This window comes from Comamonas sp. (genome assembly GCF_009360615.1).
Lineage (GTDB): Bacteria > Pseudomonadota > Gammaproteobacteria > Burkholderiales > Burkholderiaceae_C > Comamonas.
In genome coordinates, this window is record NZ_SPEY01000080.1 from 21,336 (window position 1) to 41,793 (window position 20,458).

Consider the following 20,458-nt stretch of genomic DNA (forward strand, 5'->3'; position numbering starts at 1 on the left):
GACGCGGAACTAGCTTACTGCACTTGCGATGCTTGCTGCAAACAAGGGAGCAGGCTGCAGGCCTGGCTCATGGCCTCAATGCTGATGCCCGCCATGGCCCATGTGCTGATTCCCCGCTCCAGCAGCCGCTGGGGCCGTCGCGCGCACCGGCAGCTGCAGGCTCAGGCGCGAGAGGGCGCCCTTGGCATCCTTGAACACCAGGGTCACAGGCACCTGGCTGTCCTTGACCAGCGGAGCCTTGAGCTGCTGCAGCATCAGGTGATAGCCGCCGGGCTTGAGTTCCACCGCCACGCCCTGGGGCAGATCCAGGGCCTCGATGGCGCGCATGCGCATCACATCGCCCTCCATCTTCATCTCGTGCACCTCGGCCACGGCAGCGGCCGTGGTTTCCACGCCCACGAGCTTGAGCGGCTCCTGGGCCGTCAGGCGCATAAAGGCCCCCGAGGCCTGCTGACCCGCCACGCTGGCGCGAGCCCAGGCGTTCTCTACCTTGACATGGGCGGCATCGGCATGGGCCCAGGCCGCCCCCGAAACCAGCAGCGAGGCGACCAGCGAACCCAGGGCCATCACGGTAAAACGACGCGTATTCATGAAACCATCTCCATTCAAATTCAGTCTGGACTTACGCAAACAAGGATGCATCAAGCATGCTCTGCTTGAAACCAGGCCCTTGCCTGGGCCTGACTTGCGCAAGTCGTGTCAATCTCAAATCGCACTGAAGCGCTTGACCATCAAGCGCCTTCAGCTATGTTTTTCAAGGTGTCAAAAGGCGGCGCACGTACGGGCGGCAGGGTAGAGACAAAAGCTCTGTGTGCGACCTCGGCCCAGGGCCGGGCATCGAGAACGGCGCGATGACTGCCCGAGCCTGGCTGCTGCGCGGGCGGCGGCGCCAGCAGCGGCAGGCACAGTGCGCAATCCAGTCCATGCGGGGTGGCAGCATCGTCGCTGGCGGGGCTGGGCACCCAGTGGGTGCTGCCGCTGGCCGTGCACACCGCCTCCCAGCCGGCAGGCGGCGTGGCGCGCGCCCAGGGCGTGAGCATGCTGACCAGCAAAACGCAAAACCACGCACCCAGCGCCCAGCGCGCCATAAGGGCTGCCGGTTGCTGCCGAGGAGGGTGTGCGCGCCAATGCATGGGGCGATTGTAGGAGCGGGACCGCTATCCGGTTGGCGACGCAGGGCTTGCACCACTTGCCTCTACGATAGCGTGGTCACGGAGACCTATCCCGATGGGACTTCCGCAAACAGGGATGCAGCATCGAACTGCCTGCACCGGTTCTGCGGAAGTCGTGACCCATTCACAGCAACCGTTCAGGAGACAAGCATGCTGACTTTGTGCGGATTTTCAGCCAGCAATTACTACAACAAGGTCAAGCTGGCCTTGATGGAAAAGCAGATTCCCTTCGCCGAGGAACTGGCCTGGCTGGGCAGCACCAATCCCGAGGAATCACCGCTGGGCAAGGTCCCATATCTGCGCACTCAGCATGGCGCCATCAGCGAGTCCGACGCCATCATCGAATATGTGGAAGCGCTGTCCAGCAAGGTGCCGCTGCTGCCGACAGACCCTTTTGCGGCGGCCAAGGTGCGCGAACTCTGCGTCTATCTGAACCTGCACCTGGAGCTGGTGGCGCGCAACCTCTATCCCCAGGCCTTCTTCGGCGGCAAGATCAGCGACTCCACGCGCGACAAGACCCTGGAGCAGCTGAAAAAGAACATTGCGGCCTTTGCCAAGCTGGCCCGCTTCGACACCCCGTTCATCGCGGGCGACAGCTTCACGCTGGCCGACTGCAGCGCCATCGTGCATCTGCCCCTGGTCAGCAGCGCCAGCAAGATCCTGGGCGGCAGCGATCTGCTGGCCGAGCTGCCGGTGCGCGACTATCTGGCGCGCATGAGCGAGCGTCCCACGGTGCAGAAGGTCAACACCGATCGCAAGAGCAATACCGAAGAGCTGATGGCACGCATGCAGGCCAAGGCTGCGCGCTGATGCGGCAGGGCCTGGTCTAGCCTGTCCGGGCCCGCTGATGCTACGCTTGAGACCATCATGCAAAGCGCTTTTCATCTCGCCTATCACGTGACCGATCTCGACCAGGCCCGCCGTTTCTACGGCGGCGTGCTGGGCTGCCGCGAGGGTCGCAGCACCGACACCTGGGTCGATTTCGACTTCTTCGGCCACCAGATCTCCCTGCACCTGGGTACGCCCTTTGCCGTGAGCAACACCGGCAAGGTCGGCAACCATATGGTGCCCATGCCCCACCTGGGCGTGATCCTGCTCAAGCCCGACTGGCTGGCCCTGGCCGAACGCCTCAAGGCCGCCGGCACGGCCTTCATCCTGGAGCCACAGGTGCGCTTCGAGGGTGAGCCCGGCGAGCAGTGGACGATGTTCTTCACCGACCCCTGCGGCAACCCGATCGAGGTCAAGGGGTTCGCCAGCTGGGAAGCTGTGTACCAACACTGATCCCCCGGGCAGCGTCCCGCCCTGCCCCGCAGGGACGCGGCCCTTGCTGGCCGTCTCGCGGCTGGACTGTGCCAGCATCACAGGCGCATCACTGCGAGCCCGGCCCAGTGGGAGACCTGAGTAGCTTGAGCGAAATCAGTCTCCAGGGCCTGCCTGGATTGCGATATCAGCTATCAAAACAGCGTCCCTCCCCTCAACGACGGAGCCCCTTCCAGGAATCCCAGCAGACCGCTGCTGCGCTGGGTGGGGCTGCCCATCGCCGACACCAGCAAGCCGGGCACTTCGGCCCACAGCGAAAACGCCTTGCGCGCCCGCGTGATGCCGGTGTAGACCAGCTCGCGGCTGAGCACGCTGCCGCCCTGTGCGGCCAGCACCAGCGCCGTGTGCTCGAACTCCGAGCCCTGGCTCTTGTGAACCGTCATGGCAAATGCGGTCTCCACGTGGGCCAGGCGCGCGGTGCTGACATGGTGCAGATGCTCGCCCTGCAGGAAATACACGCGCAGGCGCGCCGGGTCGGCGAAGCCGGGCAGCGCCATCCCGATGTCGCCATTGAACACGCCCAGCTGGGCATCGTTGCGGGTGACCATCACCGGACGGCCCCCATACCACTCGCCCTCCTTGCGTATGGCGCCCATGGCCTGCAAGGCCTGCTCCACCGCGCGGTTCAGGCCCGCCACGCCCCAGTTGCCATCGCGCACGGCGCACAGCAGGCGATAGCGGTCGAAGGCGGCCAGCACCGCCCTCACCCAGTGCTCGTGCTCGTCCTCGGTGGCAAAGCCGCCCCCCTTGCCCCATGCATGTCTTTGAAGCACCTCGGCATAGGCGACATAGCCGGCCATGCCGCCGCGGCCTTGTACGGCGCTGCGTACCACGGCATCGACGTCGCCGCCTTCCCGCGCCCAGAGTTCGGCATGCGGGCCGGCCTGGGTCTGGCTGCGCAGCAGCGCCATGGCAGCAGGTGCATCGCCAGCATTCACCGCCTGTGCCAGCTGACCGATGGGGCCGCCAAAGCGGCGGCTCTCGCGCAGCATGACGGTGTGCTGGGCCAGCGGCAAGGCCCTGGCCGGTGCCAGATACTGCGCGGGCATCGGCTGGCCCGTCACGCGCTCGGCATAGGCTGCAGTGTCCGGTGCGTAATGGCCCCGCTGCGCATCGCGGCACAGATCGCCCAGCACGGCACCGGCCTCCACCGAGGCGAGCTGATCCTTGTCGCCCAACAGAATCAGGCGCGCCGTGGGCGGCAGGGCCTGCAGCAGCGCGGCCATCATTTCGAGGTGGATCATGGAGGCCTCATCGACAATGAGCACATCCACATCCAGCGGGTTGCCTGCGTGGTGGGCAAAGCGCCGCGTATCGGGCCTGGCGCCCAGCAACGAATGCAGGGTGCGTGCCGCGCCCATGCGCTTGACCAGCGCCTCCAGGTCCAGCTCGCCGCCCACGGCCTCCTTCAGCTCCAGCAACGAGCTGTCGATGGACTGCTTGAGCCGTGCCGCCGCCTTGCCGGTCGGCGCAGCCAGCGCGACGCGCAGCTGGGCGGCATCCGGTGCCGTGACAAACAGCAGCGCCAGCAGCCGGGCCGCCGTGTAGGTCTTGCCGGTACCTGGCCCGCCGGTGATGACGGACAGCCGCCCGCGCAGCGCCAGTGCGCAAGCCAGCTTTTGCCAGTCCACCGCATTCGCGGCAGCAGCGGGCGCATTGAAAAGCCGTCCCAGCCATTCGCGCACCCTGGGCTCGTCGAGCACCGCCGCATCGGTCGCCGTGCGCTGGGCGATGTGCGCGGCCACGCTGCGCTCGTAGTCCCAGTAGCGGCGCAGATACAGCAAGGGCGCAGCGCCATCCAGCAGCACCAGCGGCTGGCCCCGGTCTGCGGCTGCCGCGCCCGGCTGCACGACGCGCACCACGGGGCTGCGGCGCAGCGCCCGGAGCCAGTCGGCCAGCCGGCCGGGCAATTGCTCCCAAAGCGACCGCTGCAGCCGCTCGGCCTCCTTGGGCCAGGCGAGAATCTGGTTGGGATCGCCTGCCAGCGCCCGCAAGGGCAGACAGCTGTGACCGCGCCCCTCCATCTGCGCCAGCACGGCCGTGGCCACCAGCAGTGCAGGCCCGGCCTCGGCGTCCTGTTCAGCCACAAAGGCCGCCAGGGCGCTGTCCAGGCGGCGCAGCAGGCCCGCATCGGCCAGACGCTCCAGCGCGGCAAGCCAGTCCGTGACGCTCGGCGCCATCGTGTCGCCATTTCCAGGGTCTGCAAACAGGTCCAGCGTCTGCAGATCGGCTTTGCGGCGGCCCTTCATGGCTGCACCTCCTTCGAGACGTTCTCGCTGCCGCCAAGCAGCGCCTGCAGCGCTTGCAGCAGCGCCAGCGGCGGCTTCAGCACATGCATGCCGGCAGCCTCTCCATCGAGGCCGCGCAGGAAGAAATAGAGCGCGCCACCCAGTTGTTCCCGGGGGTCGTAGGCCGCGCCCAGCCGGCTTTGCAGCAAACGGTGCAAAGCCAGCAGATACAGCGCTGCCTGCACGTCATAGCGGTGCTGGAGCATGGCCTGCTCCAGCGACTGGGGTGCGTAGGCCGCGCCGTCCAGGCCCAGGTGGTTCGTCTTGTAGTCCAGCACCCAGTAACGGCCGTCATGGTGAAACACCAGGTCGGCAAAGCCCATCAGCATGCCGTGCAGCTCGCGCTCGGGAAGCACCGGGCGCGGCTGGCCTGGCAAGATGTGCCGGCGGCACAGTGCGTCGATGTGCGGAGCCGACAAACGCCGCGCCGGCAGCCAGAACTCCATCTCGGGCAGCAGCGCATCGCCGTCTCCCAGCTGTGACAGCGAGACACCGAGCGGTGCCAGGGGCTGGTGCACCACGGCGCGCAGCCACTGCAGCACATCGGCCGCCTGCTCCTTGCGGCCCGCGCGCTCGCAGCGGCGCAGCAGGCGGGCCGCCAGCGGCTCGCTGTTGTCGGGATCATCCCGGGACTGCAGCGCAAAGCCCTCTGCGGCCAGCCATTCCAGCTGGTCGTGCAGGAAATTGCCCACCACCGGGCCGCGCATGAAGCGATGCCAGACCGCAGCGTCGCTGCGCGCTCCGGCGGCGGCCCCGCTCAAGGCGGGCAGGGCGATCATCACGTCATCGATGACATCCAGGTCCGGCAGGGCCTCCCTGGCCTGCAGCGCACGCTCGTCCTCGGCGGGACTTTGCGGGGCCACCGGCAGGACCGGCAGGCTGGGTGCGGCCATGGCGCGCGTCAGCGATGAAAAGCTGCCGATGCCCCAGCGGCGGTCGAACTGCGCCGCATACACGGGCGCGGCGGCCAGTGCGGGCAAGGCCTGGGAGGGAACATAGCGCGAGGGCAGGGGCAGCTCGGCCGGCAAATCCACGACGGCGATGTGCGTGCAGCGCTCGCCCAGCGCCTGGATGCTGGCGCGCCAGCCGGCAGCGGACTGCGAGACAGCTCCGGCCAGCAGATAGCCCGCAGCCCCCTGTTCGTTCGCACAGTTTTTGCCATGACCACGCTTCATGGGGGCCAGCCCCATCCACAGCGCATGGCGCGGGCGGGTCAGCGCCACATAGAGCAGGCGCAGATCCTCGCGCAGGCGCTCCTTGTCGGCCTGCGCCAGCTGCGCATCGTCGTAGTCCAGCACCAGCTCGCGCGCGGGGGCACCATCGGTCTGCACCGGCAACGACAGATAGGCAGCCTTGCCATCCACGGGCCGGAAGCTGCCGCCGAACGGCAGGCAGACCAGCGGATACTCCAGCCCCTTGCTCTTGTGCACGGTGACGACCTTGACCAGATCGGCATCCGATTCCAGCCGCACGATCTGCGCATCGCCGGCCGCACCCGGGTTCTCGATCTGGGTGGCCAGCCAGCGGATCAGCGCCTGCTCGCCCTCCAACTCGGCACTCGCTGCTTGCAGCAGCTCGGCCAGATGCAGATAGTTGGTCAGGCGGCGCTCGCCGCCCGCGTCCTGCAGCCAGCGTGCCGGCAATTCAAAGCGGTACAGGGTCTGGCGCAGCATGGCCAGCACGCCCAGGCGCAGCCAGAGGCTGTGCAGCTCCTTGAGCAGTTCGCTGCGCGCGTCGAAGGCCTCGTCATCGCTGGCCAGCCAGGCCAGCTCGTCAAACGACAGCCCCATCATGGGCGTGGCCAGGCCGGCGCGCACGGCCAGTCCGTCCAGGGGGGCGGCCACGGCACGCAGCCACAGCAGCAGATCCTGTGCCTCGCCGCTGGCGAAGACCGAGTCCTGATCGGAGAGATAGACCGAGGCCACATCGCGCCGCGCCAGCGCGCGGCGCACGGCCGTGGCCTCCTTGCCGGTGCGCACCAGCACCGCGATGTCGGCCGGGCGCAGGCGCTGCAGCGGCTGATCGCACTGGACAAAGCCCGTGCCGCCGTCCGTCAGCCATTGCACGATCTGGCTGGCACAGAACTCCGCCCCACGGCGGCGGATGTCGTCATTGCTCAGCGGCGCATCGCTGCTGCCATCCCAGGCAATGGTCAGCGCGGCCATGCGCTGGCGGCCCTGCATCAGCAGCTCCTTGCGGCCATTCGCCCGGACGCTCTCGAACGGCAGCGGATTGCTCTGCCCGGCACGGAACATGAAGGCGCCCTCGCCTTCGCGCACTTCGGCCTGCACAAACCATTGGTTGACTGCATCGACCAGCGCCTGGGTGGATCGGAAATTGGTGTCCAGCACATAGTGGCGGCCCTCGGTCGCCTGTCTGGCCTGCAGATAGCTGTAGATGTCCGCGCCACGAAAGCCGTAGATGGACTGCTTGGGGTCGCCGATGAGCAGCAGCGCGCTGTCCGCGCGGTTGTCGGCCGTGCGATAGATCTGGTCGAACAGCCGGTATTGCAGTGGCGAGGTGTCCTGAAACTCGTCGATCAGCGCCACCGGATACTGGGCCAGAATGCCTGCCTGCAGTGCAGGGCCGTTGTCGCCGGCCAGGGCAGCATCCAGGCGCTGCAGCATATCGGCAAAACCGAAGGTGCCGGCCTGGCGCTTGAGCCACAGCAGGCGCTGCCGCACATGGACGGCCGCATGCAGGCGCAGCGCCACATGCAGGGACGGCAGTTGCGCCAGGGCCTGCAGCAGTTGCTCCAGCTCGGCAAACTCGACAGGCAGCAGCAAGTCCATGGTCGAGCCCTTGAAGGCCTCGGCCATGCCTTCGGGGCACAGACGCTTGCGGGCGGAGTCGCTGAGTTCCAGAGGCTGGTTCAGTGGGTCTTGCGCCCAAACGGTCAGCGCCGCAAACCAGCCTGTGTAGTAGCGAGCCTGCAGCTTTCGCTTGTCCCACAGCGCGGCGCGGCCGTCTAGTTCACCCTCAATCCAGCGCAACATGCGCTCGGCCTTGGCTTCCCAGCCATCGGCAAGCACTTGCAGTCGCTGCGCACGCTCTGCACGTGTCTGCGTAATGCATTCGCCCAACGACCCGACACCTGCCACAGCGGGCACGTTTTCGCGCAGCAGCGATTGCATGTCTTTGACCAGCGCATGCACATCGGGCCAGACCTGCAGCGCCACCTCCAGCTCGTCGCCCGACAGCGGGTAGCACTGCTGGCGCCAGTAATCCTGGGCCGCCTCGGTCTGGCGCCGGCCTTCATCGGCCTCCAGCGTTTCATCAAACAGATTGCCGCTGTCGAAGGCATGCTCGCGCAGCATGCGCTGGCACCAGGCGTCGATGGTGTGAATGGCGGCATCGTCCATGCACTGCGCCGCCATGTCCAGCCGCCAGGCTGCTGCGTCGCGCTCCGCGCCTTCGGCATAGGCATCGCGCAGATCGCGCAGGAAGCTGTCGTGGGCAGCCGGTTCGGCCTCGCCGCGAAAGCACTGCACGGCCTCGATCAGTCGGGCACGGATGCGGTCCGACAGCTCGCGCGTGGCCGCGCGCGTGAAGGTCATGACCAGGATATCGGGCGGCATCAAGGCCCGGGCAAAGCCCTTGTCTGCGCCATGGCCCAGCACCAGCCGCAGATACAGCGCGGCAATGGTCCAGGTCTTGCCAGTGCCCGCGCTGGCTTCGATCAGCCGCGAGCCCCAGAGCGGGAAATGCAGGGGCTGCAGGGGCTGGCTGCCGGCCAGCATCGGGTGGGCGGGCGTGCTCATGCCGGCTCTCCTTGTGGTGTTGCTTCGCCCGGCATCCCTGGCAGACCTTCGGTCTGCACCTGCGCGGCCAGCCAGTCATGCAGCGGGCCATAGACCTCCTTGGCCAGCGCGTGAAAGCGCAGATCGGCTGTCAGCGCCTCCCAGTCGGGGTAGCAGCGCGCCCAGCTGGGGTCTTCGCATTCGCCGCCCCGCAGGTAGCCGCCCTCGTAGGCCTGGGCGGCAGCGCTCAGATCGTCACGACCCGCTGCGATGGCGCTCTGAAGAGGCAGCGGCAAGGGCTCGTTCTGGCCCGCCAGCCACAGCTGCATCAAGGCCTGCAAGCGCTGCGTGGCCACCTCGGGTGCCAGCGGCTGCACCCAGACCTGGGTGTCGCGTGCGATCACGCCCATCCACGTGTCGGTGCCCGTGCTCGAAAGCGCCAGACTGCGCACATAGGCAGGCAGCAGCTTGTGGGCCTGCAACTCGCCTTTTGGGCTCAGCAGCGTGCGTGGCTCCAGCGCGAGCCAGCAGCGGCCGCCGCGCGCATCCGACAGCAGCTCTTGGCGCTCCTGCAAGCCATCCATCCAATCGTCCAGCGTGACCGCACCGGCGTGCAGCAACAGCCGCTCACGCGGCGCCGCATGGGGCCATCGCCGCATCTGTTGCTGCCAGGCCAGCAGCGACGGCGTGGCCTGGGCCTGCAAGGCCTCGACCTCGCGCCTGCCAAGACCTGCCAGCGGCAGCACACCGGCACGTGCAAGCCGCTGCACCTGGCGCCGTACCTGCAGTCCCACGTCCAGCGCCACATCGTGCGCCAGTTGCGTGCGCACGCCCTGCTGCAGCTGCTGGATCAGGCCGTATGCGGTCAGGCCATCGACGCTGAAAAGCTCATCGTCCTCCAGCAGTTCCTCGTGCTGCTCAAAGCGAACCTGCAGGCGGTTGCGCAGAAAGCTGCGAGCCGGATGGCGCAGAAAGTCCGTCAGGCGCGCCAGCGTCAGCGGCACCTCGGGGTCAGGCTCGAAGGCGGCCACGCACGGCAAGGCCTGCGCTGCCTGCGGCTCATGCGCGCCATACCATTCGCGTGCGAAGGTCGAAAGCCCCGAATCCCGTTCGAAATAGCGGCGGCTGAAGGGCTGCAAAGGATGCTGGCAGGTGCGCTGGGCCAGCAGCAGATGACCTCGCTCGCTGGCGGAAAGGCCTGCGCTGCCCTCGCCCTGCCAGCCCTGGCGCAGATAGTCGCGCAACTGGGAGACCAGCACCGATGGGGGTTGCTCGCTGTTGTCGCGCACATGGCGACCGGCCCAGCTGATATAGAGCTTGCTGCGGGCCGACAGCAAGGCGTCCAGCATCAGCTGACGGTCATCGTCGCGACGTGCGCGGTCGCCCGGGCGCTGCTGGCCGGGCACGGCCATCAGATCGAAGTCCACGCGCATGGCGCGGCGGGGGTAATCGCCATCGTTCATGCCCAGCAGGCACACCACTTCGAAGGGAATTGCACGCATGGGCATCAGCGTGCAGAAAGTCACGCCGCCGGCGCGGAAACGCTGGTTGAGCGCGGGTTCGGACAGGGCCTGCAACCAGGCTTCCTGCGCCACTTCCAGCGGGATCATCGCCTCGAACCCTGCTTGCTCGCAGGCAGCCTGCCAGCCCACCAGCGCCGTATCGAGTGCGGCGCACAAGGCCTGATCTTCATCGCCCTGCGCAACAAAGAAGTCGTCCATCAAGCGGCGAAAACGCTGGGCCCAGACCTCGGGGGCCGCCGCTTCGCGCGCCGTTTGCCACCACTGCAGCATGCGGCCCAGCAGGCTGGCCAGTGATCCGGCCAGCTCGGCCGTCAGGCCACCCACTTCGTCATAGGGCTCCAGGTCGGCAAAGGTCTGCGCCGGCTCTGCGGCCGCCTCCGGCGCCGGCCCGCAGGCATAGCCCAGCAGCATGCGGCGCAGCCCGAACCAGGCGCTGTTGGGGTCACCGCACGCGGCCAGACCCAGCTGGGCCCGCTGCGCATGGTTGAGCCCCCAGCGAATGCCCGCACCGGCCATCCAGCGCGTGAGCTGGGGCAGATCGTCGGTCGCCAGTCCCACGCGCGCCGCCACCGCGGGGACATCGAGCAGATCGCACAGTTCGCTCAGACGGCAGCGTTGCTGCGGCAGCCTGAGCAGCCATTGCAGCGCCGTCACCAGCGGACTGCTGGCGCGCGCTCCCACGTCGGCAATATCGAACGGAATATGGCGCGCATCGTGGCGACCGTACTGACCGAACACGGCGCGGATGGCGGGAGCCGCCTCTTCGATCGACGGAAGCATGACGACCACCTCGCGGGGCGCCAGTGCTGCGCGGCCCTCGGCGGCAGGCTCGGCAAGCCATTTCAGCAGTTGGTCATGCAGCACTTCGAGCTCGCGCACCAGGCCATGGGCCTTGTGAAAGACGATGGACTGGTCGGCCGCCGCGATCTCGACCGGCGGGTGTTCCGACATGGGCACCAGATCGCGAATGCGCTGCTGCACCTGGACCAGCAACGGTGCATCGATCAACTCGCCTGCGTCGTCCTCGTCATACACATCCACACGCGGCCAGCCCCATTGCACGGCGGTGTCGCCCGTGGTATCGAAGGCATCGAGCTGGCGCACATAGTCCCGGCTCTGCCGCCCCCAGGCCGCCAGCAGCGGATGGGCATGGGCGTGCATGGCGGCCAAAGAAATCTGTGCCAGGTCCTTGCCGCCCCGGTCGGCATGGCGGCGGCGCTGCTGGCGCAGCAGCTCGCGCCCGTCGATGGCATCGGCCCAGTGAAAGCGGCAGGGGTTGGGCACGGCAATCAGCACCTGGCTGTGCTGGGCTATGCCGCTCAGGAACTGCATCAGAGACAGCGGCATCTGGCTCATGCCGAACACCACCACGCGGCGCGCCAGCGGCGTGACCGGCGGCTGGCCGCTGTGCAGCGCATCCAGAATCCGCGCCAGCAAGGCCGGACGGGTTGCGGCACGTTCCTGTTCATCGAGCTCGGCCAGCACCTTGCGCCACAGCCGGGGCTGCCAGCACTGCCCTTCGGGCACGGGCGCGTCGGGGCGCCCTTCCGTGCGCAGCACATCCTCGCCCCGCTCCCAGGCCGCCAGCCAGTCAGCGCGGTAGATCTGATACTGATCGAACAGGTCGGCCAGCTTTTCGGCCAGTTGCAGCAGGCGCTGCGGCTCGCCAGGGCGCAGAAAGTTGGCAATGGGCGCAAACCCAGGTTCGTCCAGGCACTGTGGCAGCACACGCATCAGGCGCCAGATCATCGGCGTCTTGTCCAGCGGCGATTCGCGCGGCACCTCGTGCCGGCCCAGCATCTGACGATAGCTGCGCCAGACAAAGCGCGCCGGCAACTCGACCTGCACGGCGGCACACACGCCCTGCTGCTCGGCCATGCGCATCTTGAACCACTCGGCCATGCCGTTGCTTTGCACCAGCACGATCTCGGGCTCCAGCGCCTGCAAGGGATGCGCCGCCAGCCAGGCCAGCACGGTATCGGCCAGCGCCTCGGTCTGGTTGCCGTGAATGGCGATCAGGCCCGGCTGCCAGTTCGCTGCCGGTTGCGACGCCCTTGGTTGCTGATCTGCTGTCACACACGCTCCTGTGCCTGTCCGTGCACGATGAAAGCTGCAAGCTTAACGGCAGCGGCTGACGGCAGCCGGCATGCAAGCCGTATCGACGCAAAAGGCGGTGGCGCAACCCGCAAAGCAAACGGGATGGAAACAATGCGAAATCTGGCCAAGACAGCCGCCAGCCACTCTGCTTTTGTTGCCAACGGACAAGACTGCCCGCTGCGGACAGGAAGACCTAGGCAGCGGCCAGAAAAAAGCCCTGGATCATTGCTGATCCAGGGCTTGATGTCTGGTGGCCTGGGACGGAATCGAACCGCCGACACAAGGATTTTCAATCCTCTGCTCTACCGACTGAGCTACCGGGCCTTTGCTGTTCGGCAGCTTTAATTTGCCGAAGCAGCGATTATAGGCCTATTTTTCAGTGCCCTGCTGCGTCCGAAGGATTCAGCCCGTCTGCAATGCAGACAGGAAGGCATCAGGCCCAGAAGCAGAAAAACCCTGCATCATTGCTGACACAGGGTTTCAAAACTGGTGGCCTGGGACGGAATCGAACCGCCGACACAAGGATTTTCAATCCTCTGCTCTACCGACTGAGCTACCGGGCCTTTCTTTTCATCAGCGCCCTTGGGTGCCGAAGCCACGATTATAGGCATACTTTCAGAGCCCAAATCGGAAAATGCGAATTTTTCGGGAATTATCCGCGGCGATTGCGTCCGAGGTCCACGCCCAGTTGGCGTAGCTTGCGATAGAGATGGGTGCGCTCAAGGCCGGTCTTCTCGGCCACGCGCGTCATGGAGCCGCCTTCGCGGGCCAGGTGGAATTCGAAATAGGCTTTTTCAAAACCGTCACGCGCCTCGCGCAAAGGGCGGTCGAGATCGAAGCCCTGGTGCGAATTGGGCAGGTTGTCTTCGGCCGCCTGGGCCGTGATGCTGACCACGGCCGATGGTGCCGCGCCGTTGCCTGCATGCGCAGCGGCCTCCGGGCCCTGGCTGGCCGTGCTGCGAGCCAGCCCCTGCTCCACCGCCTTGAGCAGCTTCTGCATGGTGATGGGCTTTTCGAGGAAGGACAGCGCACCGATGCGCGTGGCCTCGACGGCCGTCTCGATGGTCGCATGACCGCTCATCATGATGACGGGCATGGTGAGCTGACCGGCCGAGGCCCATTCCTTGAGCAAGGTGACACCATCGGTGTCCGGCATCCAGATGTCCAGCAAAACCAGATCGTAGTTGCTGGTGGCCCTGGATACACGAGCCTGCGTCGCGTTCTCGGCCACGTCCACACTATGACCTTCGTCGTTGAGGATTTCCGACAACAAATCCCGGATCCCCAGTTCGTCGTCGACCACTAGTATGTTTGCCATGTGTCTAAAGCCTGTTGCTATGCCTTGTGCTGAACGGGATCAAGCCGTCCCTGCACGGTCGTTAGGTACAAATGATAGCGACACTCGCGCGCCTTGAACTACCCCGTCTTCCTCTCGATTACCCAGGTCCACTCTTGCGCCATGTTCGTCGGCGATTTTCTTGACCACCGCCAGGCCCAGGCCGGTGCCGCGGGACTTGGTGGTCACATAGGGCTCGAAAGCTCTTTGCAGAATATTGGGAGCAAAACCTGTGCCACTGTCGCTGATGCTCAGGCGCACACGCTGGGCCGTGTCCATCCAGCGGGTCTCGATGGTGACGGAGCCTGGAGTCTGCCCTGTTTCCTGCGCTCTTTGCGCCGTGGAATCTTGCGCATTTTGCAAAAGATTGTGGATGACCTGGCGCAATTGCTGGCTATCGCCCTGAATCAGCGGGCAGGCGTCGTCGAGCGATGCCTCCACCCGCACCGTCGCATTCTCTTCGCCATAGAGCTGCAGCACCTCGGCGACCAGTGCATTCAGATCCAGTGGCTGCAGATTGGCCGCAGGCAAGCGCGCATACTCCCGGAACTCATCGACGAGCCGCTTCATCGCAGCCACCTGATCGACAATGGTCTTCACCGACTTGGCCAGCAGCGCCTGCTCGGCAGGCTGCAGCTTGTCGGTCAGTTTCATGGCCAGACGCTCGGCGGACAGCTGAATCGGCGTCAGCGGATTCTTGATTTCATGCGCGACGCGGCGCGCCACCTCGCCCCAGGCCTGTGCACGCTGGGCAGAGACGATCTCCGAAATATCATCGAACACCAGCAGACGCTGGTCGTCGGGCAACTCCGCACCACGCATGACCAGGCTGGTGGTGTTGTGGACCACATCGCCGTTGCCATTGCCGGCATCCAGCTCATAGACCTGCTGCCAGCGGTCCCGCCCCTGCTGGGCTGACGCATCGCCCAGGAAGATCTCGAACTGCTCCTGCACTACGCGGGCGAAGTCCTGCAGGCCCGAGACATCGCGCAGGCGCTTGCCCTGGAACACGGCCATGGGCGCACGCAGAATGCGTGTCGCGCCGGGGTTGCTGAGCACGATGCGGCCGGCACGATCGAGCACGATGACGCCCGATGTGAGATTGTCCAGAATGGTCTGCAGATTGCTGCGCGCTGCATCGAGCTGCAGCAGATTGCGATTGGCATCGGAGCGCGCATCGGCCAGTTGCTGAGTCATGACGGCAAAGGAGCGCGTCAGCCCACCGATCTCGTCCTTGCTCTGCAGCGCGGGCTTGGGGCGCAGATCGCCGCGCGCCACATCACGCATGCCCTGGGCCAGCAGCAGCAGCGGCTTGGCCAGCTGATTGCCCAGCACCACCGCCAGCACCACGGCGCCAAACACGGCTAGAAACAGCGCCAGCGTCAGCGTGCCGATATACATGCGCTGCAAACCGCCGCGAGCAAGCGCCCGCTCCTGGTACTCGCGATTGGCTTCCTGCACCGCAAGCGCATTGATAACCAGGGCCTGCGGCAGGGCAATCGTGGCCTGCAGATAACGTGCTTCTTCGAGCAGATTCACGGCCGAGCTGGGCACCAGCGCCAGCGTGCGCACCTTGGCGTTGGCGGCGGCCTGATCGGCAGGCACATCGCCGGCATCATCCAGACCCTCGATGCTGGCCACGGCACGCTGACCGCCCTGCTCTTTCAGGCTGCGCAGCAGCTGGATGTTGGGACGCTCAGGCGCGAGGCTGAACTGAGACTGGCCGGCGCTGGCGATGGCCTTGCCAGAGGCATTCCAGAGCACCACGTCGGTGGCCCCGATCTGATCGCGGATGCGCTCCAGCATCAGGGCAGCTCCGGCATCCGAGGTCTGGGACAGCTGCAGGCCCGCCGTGCGCGTGTTGTTGGCCATGTCATTGGCCACGGTATCCAGCGTGGCACTGGCCAGGCTCACGCCGGCGGACAAGGCCCCTTCAACCTTGACGTCAAACCAGCTCTCGATGGAGCGCGAAACAAACTGGTAAGACACCACATAGATCAGCAAGCCCGGCAGCAAGCCCACCAGGGTGAAGATGCCGGCCAGCTTGAGCAGCAGCTTGCTGCCGAAACGCCCGCGCCGGAGCCTCAACGCCAGACGCACCCCGCCCCAGAACAGTACCAGCAGCAACAGTCCCGCCACCACCACATTGGCGGCAAACAGCCAGTTGTAGTTGCGCTCGTAGGCCAGCCGGTTGTTGGTGGCCAGGGTCAGCAGGAACAGCAGCAGAACCCCCACCACCACCATCAGCACCACGCCCGTGCCCACGGCCCAGCGCGTGGCTCGCGACCAGCGCGTGGCAGCGGCACCGCCGGCTTCGACGTCCGGGAGCTTGATGTCGGCCATCAGGGAGCCGCCTCCAGCGTCTGCGTGCGCGAGAGCTGCAGATTCCAGCCCGAGCGCCCCAGCGCACCGATCTGCAAAGGCCTGGGCAACGACGAAAGGTCCACGCGAAAACGCAGCTGCACCGATACACCCGAGGCCGAACCCAGTTGGGCAGGCTCCAGAATCTTCCAGCGGTAAATGCGCTGGATGGCGGCAATGGCATCTTCGAGCTGCTCGTAGGTCTGACCCAGTGCCAGCCCGGTGCCGCTGCCGCCCGTGAAGGCGGAGTTGGAGATATGAAGACGCCAGCGCTTGGTGAGCGGCTGGTGCGTGATGCGGTAATAGCGGGTGGCAATACCCAGCTGCTGATCCGACCAGTACCAGCGTTCGCGCTGCACCTGGGCTTCGGCAATGAAATACATGGGAATGCCCTGGCGCAGGGCATCTTCCACCTGCCCGGGCAGCTCGAACTGCAGATTGGCCGACAGAAACACGCCTTCATCGCTGCGCGTGAGCTGCATGGAGCTGATGTCGGGCGACACGGTATCGGCCCGGGCGAGCAAGAAAACCCAGCTCAGCGCCAGCAGCAGCGAACCCGCTCGGGCCGCACGCCACAAGGCCCCCGCTACAGCGTTAGCGCAATTTTTCCAGCAGAGCGTAATAAAAGCCGTCGTGGTCACCCAGAGGATTGTCGGACACGGAATCGTGTTTGGCAGCTTTGCCGGGAATTAAATGGCCTGGAGCAGGCAAGCTGGCCGCCGTAGTGTTGCGCGCAAGAAACGCTTGCATCTGGGCATCGCCCTCGGCCTTGAAGACCGAGCAGGTGCAATAGACCATGCGGCCGCCGGGCTGTAGCAGCGGCCACAAGGTGTCCAGCAGCCGGGACTGGATGCCTGCCAGCTGGGCTACATCGCTTTCACGGCGCAGCCAGCGCACATCGGGCTGGCGACGCACAATGCCCGATGCCGTGCAGGGTGCATCGAGCAAGATGGCATCGAAGGGCTGGGCGCCGCATTGCGATTCAAACCATTCCTGGGGTGCGGATGCATCGGCCACCAGGACCTGGGCCTTCAAGCCCAGACGCGACAGGGTTTCACCAATGCGGCGGGCCCGCTCGGGATCGATCTCCAGGGCCGTGACTTCGATGCTGCCGGGTGCGGCTCGCTCCAGCAGGTGGGCGGTCTTGCCGCCAGGTGCGGCACAGGCATCGAGCACGCGCAACGGGCGCCCCTCGGGTTGCGGCAAGCCGGCCAACAGCAGCGGGGCGGCGGCCTGCGCGGCGGCATCCTGCACCGAAGCCCAGCCCTGGTCGAAATGCGGCAACTCCTGCACGGGCAGCGCCTGTTCCAGTTGCAGGCCGCATTCGGCGACGGCGGTGGCCTTGAGGTTCAAGGCTTGCAGTGCATGCCGATATTGGGCCGTCGTGCTTTTCTGTGCATTGACGCGCAGCGTCATGGGCGGCTGGGCATTGTTGGCAGCCAAGATGGCCTGCCAATCCTGGGGATGGTCTTTCCTGAGCCGGGCAATCCACCAGGCGGGGTGATTCCAGGCCGCCACGGGATCGTTGTCGGTGGCGCTCACCAGGGCATCGCGCTCGCGCAGAAATCGGCGCAGACAGGCATTGATGAAGCCCGACTGCGCACGTGCCGCACCGTTCTTGGCGGCTTCCACGGCCTGGTTGACCAGGGTGAAAGGCGGATAGGGAGCTTGCGCCTCATCCCAGGCCAGGGCGAGGGCCGTGCTCAGCAGGGCACTGACCTTGGGAGCCGGTGCACGCGGTGCCAGCTGCTTTTGCAGCGCCTGGGCACGACCCAGATTGCGCAATACCTGGAACAGCAAGGCCTGCACTCCCGGCCGCAAGCGCTGCGGCACCTGTGCCAGCACCGCCTTGCTGGACTGACCGCCCAGGATTCCGTGCAAGGCCCTGGCCACTGCATCCAGCTGTTGCCACAGAGCTGGAGCGTTGGGCACAGCGGCAGCCGCGGCATTCTTGGGTTGGGATGGCTTGGAAGTCATGAAGAGCAGACCTGAAAAACTTGTGGAACTGACGCAGACAGGAGGGCACAGCGGGCATGTCCATCGGCAAGCGCCATGCCTGATCGGAGCTTGCGCGAGCCGGGCTCCGATCCATGAAAAACGCTCCCGTCTGCACAAGGCAGAGCGGGAGCGCGGTGCATCAGCAGCGAACCGCAGCCGTTGCCAGCCGCAGTCCAGTGCCATGCTTAGTCGGCAGAGGCGTCGCCAGCGGGTGCTTCGACGTCATCAGCCAGCACACCGGCCAGCTCGGCTTCTTCGGCTTCGGCGATGGCGCGACGCTCGGCGTCGTCCATTTCGTCCTTGGCCTTGCGGGCCTGGTGATAGGCCAGACCGGTACCGGCAGGGATCAGACGACCCACGATCACGTTTTCCTTCAGACCACGCAGCTCGTCGCGCTTGCCCATGATGGCAGCTTCGGTCAGAACACGGGTGGTTTCCTGGAAGGAAGCCGCAGAGATGAACGAGTCGGTGGACAGCGAAGCCTTGGTGATACCCAGCAGCACGTTGGAATACGTGGCGGGCAGCTTGCCTTCCTTGAGCATCTGCTCGTTGGTGTTGAGCACCTCGGAGCGCTCGACCTGTTCACCCTGGATGTAGGTGGTATCGCCAGAGTTCTCGATGATCACGCGACGCAGCATCTGACGCACGATCACTTCGATGTGCTTGTCGTTGATCTTCACGCCCTGCAGACGGTAAACGTCCTGCACCTCGTCCACGATATAGCGCGACAGCTCTTCGATACCCAGCAGACGCAGGATGTCTTGAGGATCGGCAGGACCGTCAACGATGGACTCACCCTTGTTCACCACCTGGCCTTCGTGGACCAGAATGTTGCGCTCCTTGGGCACCAGCTCCTCCCAGACCTTGCCTTCCAGATCGGTGATCTGCAGGCGGATCTTGCCCTTGGTTTCCTTGCCGAAGGACACGGTACCGGTCATCTCGGCCAGAGTGCCCTTGTCCTTGGGCGTACGGGCTTCGAACAGTTCGGCCACACGGGGCAGACCACCGGTAATGTCGCGGGTCTTCTGGCCTTCGACAGGGATACGGGCCAGCACTTCGCCGGGACCCACGTCCTGGCCGTCGCGCACCTGGATCAGGGCGCCGACCTGGAAGCCGATCGTCACGGCGTGATCGGTACCAGGAATCTTGACTTCCTGGTTGTTGGCATCGATCAGCTTGACCTGGGGACGCACCACCTTGGCAGAGCCGCGACGCTTGGGGTCGATCACCACCAGAGTGGACAGACCGGTCACTTCGTCGACCTGCTTGGCCACCGTCAGACCCTCTTCCACATTCTCGAAGCGCACTTGACCGGCGTATTCGGTAATGATGGGTCGAGTCAGCGGATCCCAGTTCGCCAGGATCTTGCCGGCCTTTATGGCTTCGTCAGGCTTGACGGTCAGCACCGCGCCGTAAGGCACCTTGTGACGCTCGCGCTCACGGCCGTTTTCGCTGATCACGATCTCGCCGGAACGCGAAATCACCACCAGCTCGCCCTTGGTGTTGGACACATAGCGCATCGTGCTGTTGAAGCCGATGACACCATTGGACTTGGCTTCCACGCTCGAAGCGATGGCGGCACGCGAAGCGGCGCCACCGATGTGGAAGGTACGCATGGTCAGCTGCGTGCCGGGCTCACCGATGGACTGGGCAGCGATCACACCCACGGCTTCGCCGAGGTTGATCAGGCCGCCACGACCCAGGTCACGGCCGTAGCAGGTGGCGCACAGGCCGAAACGGGTTTCGCAGGTCAGCGCCGTACGAACCTTGATTTCGTCCACGCCCTGGGCTTCCAGCTCTTCGATGGTGTCTTCGTTGAGCAGGGTACCGGCAGGCACCAGCACCGCACGGGTTTCGGGGTGCAGCACTTCTTCGGCGGTCGAACGGCCCAGCACGCGGTCGCGCAGGGATTCGATCACTTCACCGCCTTCGACGATGGCGCGCATCAGATAGCCGTTGGAGGTGCCGCAATCCTGCTCGTTCACGACCAGATCCTGCGTCACGTCCACCAGACGACGAGTCAGGTAACCGGAGTTAGCTGTCTTCAGCGCCGTGTCGGCCAGACCCTTACGGGCACCGTGGGTCGAGATGAAGTACTGCAGCACGTTGAGGCCTTCGCGGAAGTTCGCGGTGATAGGCGTCTCGATGATGGAGCCGTCAGGCTTGGCCATCAGACCACGCATGCCGGCCAGCTGACGAATCTGCGCTGCCGAGCCACGGGCGCCGGAGTCGGCCATCATATAAATCGCGTTGAACGATTCCTGATCGACTTCGTTGCCATGGCGGTCGGTGGTCTTCTGGACCTTGAGCTGGTCCATCATCACCTTGGAGACGTCGTCACCGGCCTTGCCCCAGATGTCCACCACCTTGTTGTAGCGCTCGCCGGAGGTCACCAGACCCGAGACGTACTGCTGTTCGATTTCCTTCACTTCGGACTCTGCGCGGGCCAGGATGTCGGCCTTTTGCGGAGGCACCAGCATGTCGTCGATGGAGATCGAGATACCGGCATGAGTGGACAGACGGAAACCGTTTTGCAGCAGCTTGTCGGCAAACACGACCGTGGCCTTCAGACCGCACTTGCGGAAGGAGGCGTTGATCAGCTTGGAGATTTCCTTCTTCTTCA

At 65.6% G+C, this 20,458-nt stretch carries 11 protein-coding genes, 2 tRNA genes and 1 pseudogene; 2 read left to right on the forward strand and 12 right to left on the reverse strand.

Annotated elements, in window-relative coordinates:
- Positions 1-75 precede the first annotated feature (75 nt).
- Both E2583_RS19385 and E2583_RS19390 read right to left on the reverse strand, forming a co-directional pair.
- Complete coding sequence (locus tag E2583_RS19385) at positions 76-591, reverse strand: copper chaperone PCu(A)C (protein ID WP_291597855.1); 516 nt, start codon at positions 589-591, stop codon at positions 76-78.
- A 140-nt stretch (positions 592-731) separates the two neighbouring features.
- Positions 732-1,088, reverse strand: coding sequence for a hypothetical protein (locus E2583_RS19390; protein WP_291597857.1), 357 nt, complete (start codon positions 1,086-1,088; stop codon positions 732-734).
- A gap of 234 nt (positions 1,089-1,322) precedes the next feature.
- Here E2583_RS19390 and E2583_RS19395 point away from each other — a divergent pair, with 234 nt between their 5' ends.
- Together E2583_RS19395 and E2583_RS19400 are read left to right on the forward strand one after the other, a co-directional pair.
- Positions 1,323-1,982: a glutathione S-transferase gene (locus E2583_RS19395; protein ID WP_291597858.1), complete on the forward strand. Its 660-nt coding sequence runs from the start codon at positions 1,323-1,325 to the stop codon at positions 1,980-1,982.
- Between the two features lie 57 nt (positions 1,983-2,039).
- Positions 2,040-2,453, forward strand: a complete 414-nt coding sequence (locus tag E2583_RS19400) for a VOC family protein (RefSeq protein WP_291597859.1) — start codon at positions 2,040-2,042, stop codon at positions 2,451-2,453.
- 173 nt (positions 2,454-2,626) lie between these two features.
- Here the strand turns inward: E2583_RS19400 and recD are convergent, their stop codons facing one another.
- The 10 genes and pseudogenes from recD to E2583_RS19450 form a co-directional block, all read right to left on the reverse strand.
- The gene (gene recD, locus E2583_RS19405; protein ID WP_291597860.1) at positions 2,627-4,741 is read right to left on the reverse strand and encodes an exodeoxyribonuclease V subunit alpha; all 2,115 of its coding nucleotides are present in this window, start codon (positions 4,739-4,741) and stop codon (positions 2,627-2,629) included.
- A complete protein-coding gene (gene recB, locus E2583_RS19410) occupies positions 4,738-8,541 on the reverse strand; it encodes an exodeoxyribonuclease V subunit beta (RefSeq protein WP_291597861.1) in 3,804 nt (1,267 codons plus the stop codon). Before recB ends, recD begins: the two co-directional genes overlap by 4 nt.
- On the reverse strand, positions 8,538-12,119 hold the full coding sequence (recC, locus tag E2583_RS19415; protein WP_291597862.1) for an exodeoxyribonuclease V subunit gamma: 3,582 nt from the start codon (positions 12,117-12,119) through the stop codon (positions 8,538-8,540). Before recC ends, recB begins: the two co-directional genes overlap by 4 nt.
- Positions 12,120-12,388: 269 nt before the next feature.
- Positions 12,389-12,464: transfer RNA gene (locus tag E2583_RS19420), tRNA-Phe, on the reverse strand.
- Between the two features lie 163 nt (positions 12,465-12,627).
- A tRNA-Phe gene (locus E2583_RS19425) sits at positions 12,628-12,703 on the reverse strand.
- Positions 12,704-12,792: 89 nt separating this feature from the next.
- A complete protein-coding gene (locus E2583_RS19430; RefSeq protein ID WP_291597863.1) occupies positions 12,793-13,458 on the reverse strand; it encodes a response regulator in 666 nt (221 codons plus the stop codon).
- A gap of 39 nt (positions 13,459-13,497) precedes the next feature.
- Positions 13,498-15,819 (reverse strand): ATP-binding protein, encoded by a 2,322-nt coding sequence (locus E2583_RS19435; RefSeq protein ID WP_291597864.1) that lies wholly within the window; start codon positions 15,817-15,819, stop codon positions 13,498-13,500.
- Positions 15,819-16,388 (reverse strand): DUF4390 domain-containing protein, encoded by a 570-nt coding sequence (locus E2583_RS19440; protein ID WP_291597866.1) that lies wholly within the window; start codon positions 16,386-16,388, stop codon positions 15,819-15,821. Before E2583_RS19440 ends, E2583_RS19435 begins: the two co-directional genes overlap by 1 nt.
- A gap of 43 nt (positions 16,389-16,431) precedes the next feature.
- The gene (gene rsmB, locus E2583_RS19445; protein WP_291597865.1) at positions 16,432-17,814 is read right to left on the reverse strand and encodes a 16S rRNA (cytosine(967)-C(5))-methyltransferase RsmB; all 1,383 of its coding nucleotides are present in this window, start codon (positions 17,812-17,814) and stop codon (positions 16,432-16,434) included.
- A 206-nt stretch (positions 17,815-18,020) separates the two neighbouring features.
- Positions 18,021-20,458, reverse strand: a pseudogene (locus E2583_RS19450) (DNA-directed RNA polymerase subunit beta'); the annotation flags it as partial.

Bases quoted from the DNA above. Each gene is read 5' to 3' on its own strand.
- E2583_RS19435 (WP_291597864.1), bottom strand. From the start codon at position 15,819: ATGGCCGACATCAAGCTCCCGGACGTCGAAGCCGGCGGTGCCGCTGCC.
- E2583_RS19385 (WP_291597855.1), bottom strand. From the start codon at position 591: ATGAATACGCGTCGTTTTACCGTGATGGCCCTGGGTTCGCTGGTCGCC.
- recB (WP_291597861.1), bottom strand. From the start codon at position 8,541: ATGAGCACGCCCGCCCACCCGATGCTGGCCGGCAGCCAGCCCCTGCAG.
- E2583_RS19390 (WP_291597857.1), bottom strand. From the start codon at position 1,088: ATGGCGCGCTGGGCGCTGGGTGCGTGGTTTTGCGTTTTGCTGGTCAGC.
- E2583_RS19430 (WP_291597863.1), bottom strand. From the start codon at position 13,458: ATGGCAAACATACTAGTGGTCGACGACGAACTGGGGATCCGGGATTTG.
- rsmB (WP_291597865.1), bottom strand. From the start codon at position 17,814: ATGACTTCCAAGCCATCCCAACCCAAGAATGCCGCGGCTGCCGCTGTG.
- E2583_RS19395 (WP_291597858.1), top strand. From the start codon at position 1,323: ATGCTGACTTTGTGCGGATTTTCAGCCAGCAATTACTACAACAAGGTC.
- recD (WP_291597860.1), bottom strand. From the start codon at position 4,741: ATGAAGGGCCGCCGCAAAGCCGATCTGCAGACGCTGGACCTGTTTGCA.
- E2583_RS19400 (WP_291597859.1), top strand. From the start codon at position 2,040: ATGCAAAGCGCTTTTCATCTCGCCTATCACGTGACCGATCTCGACCAG.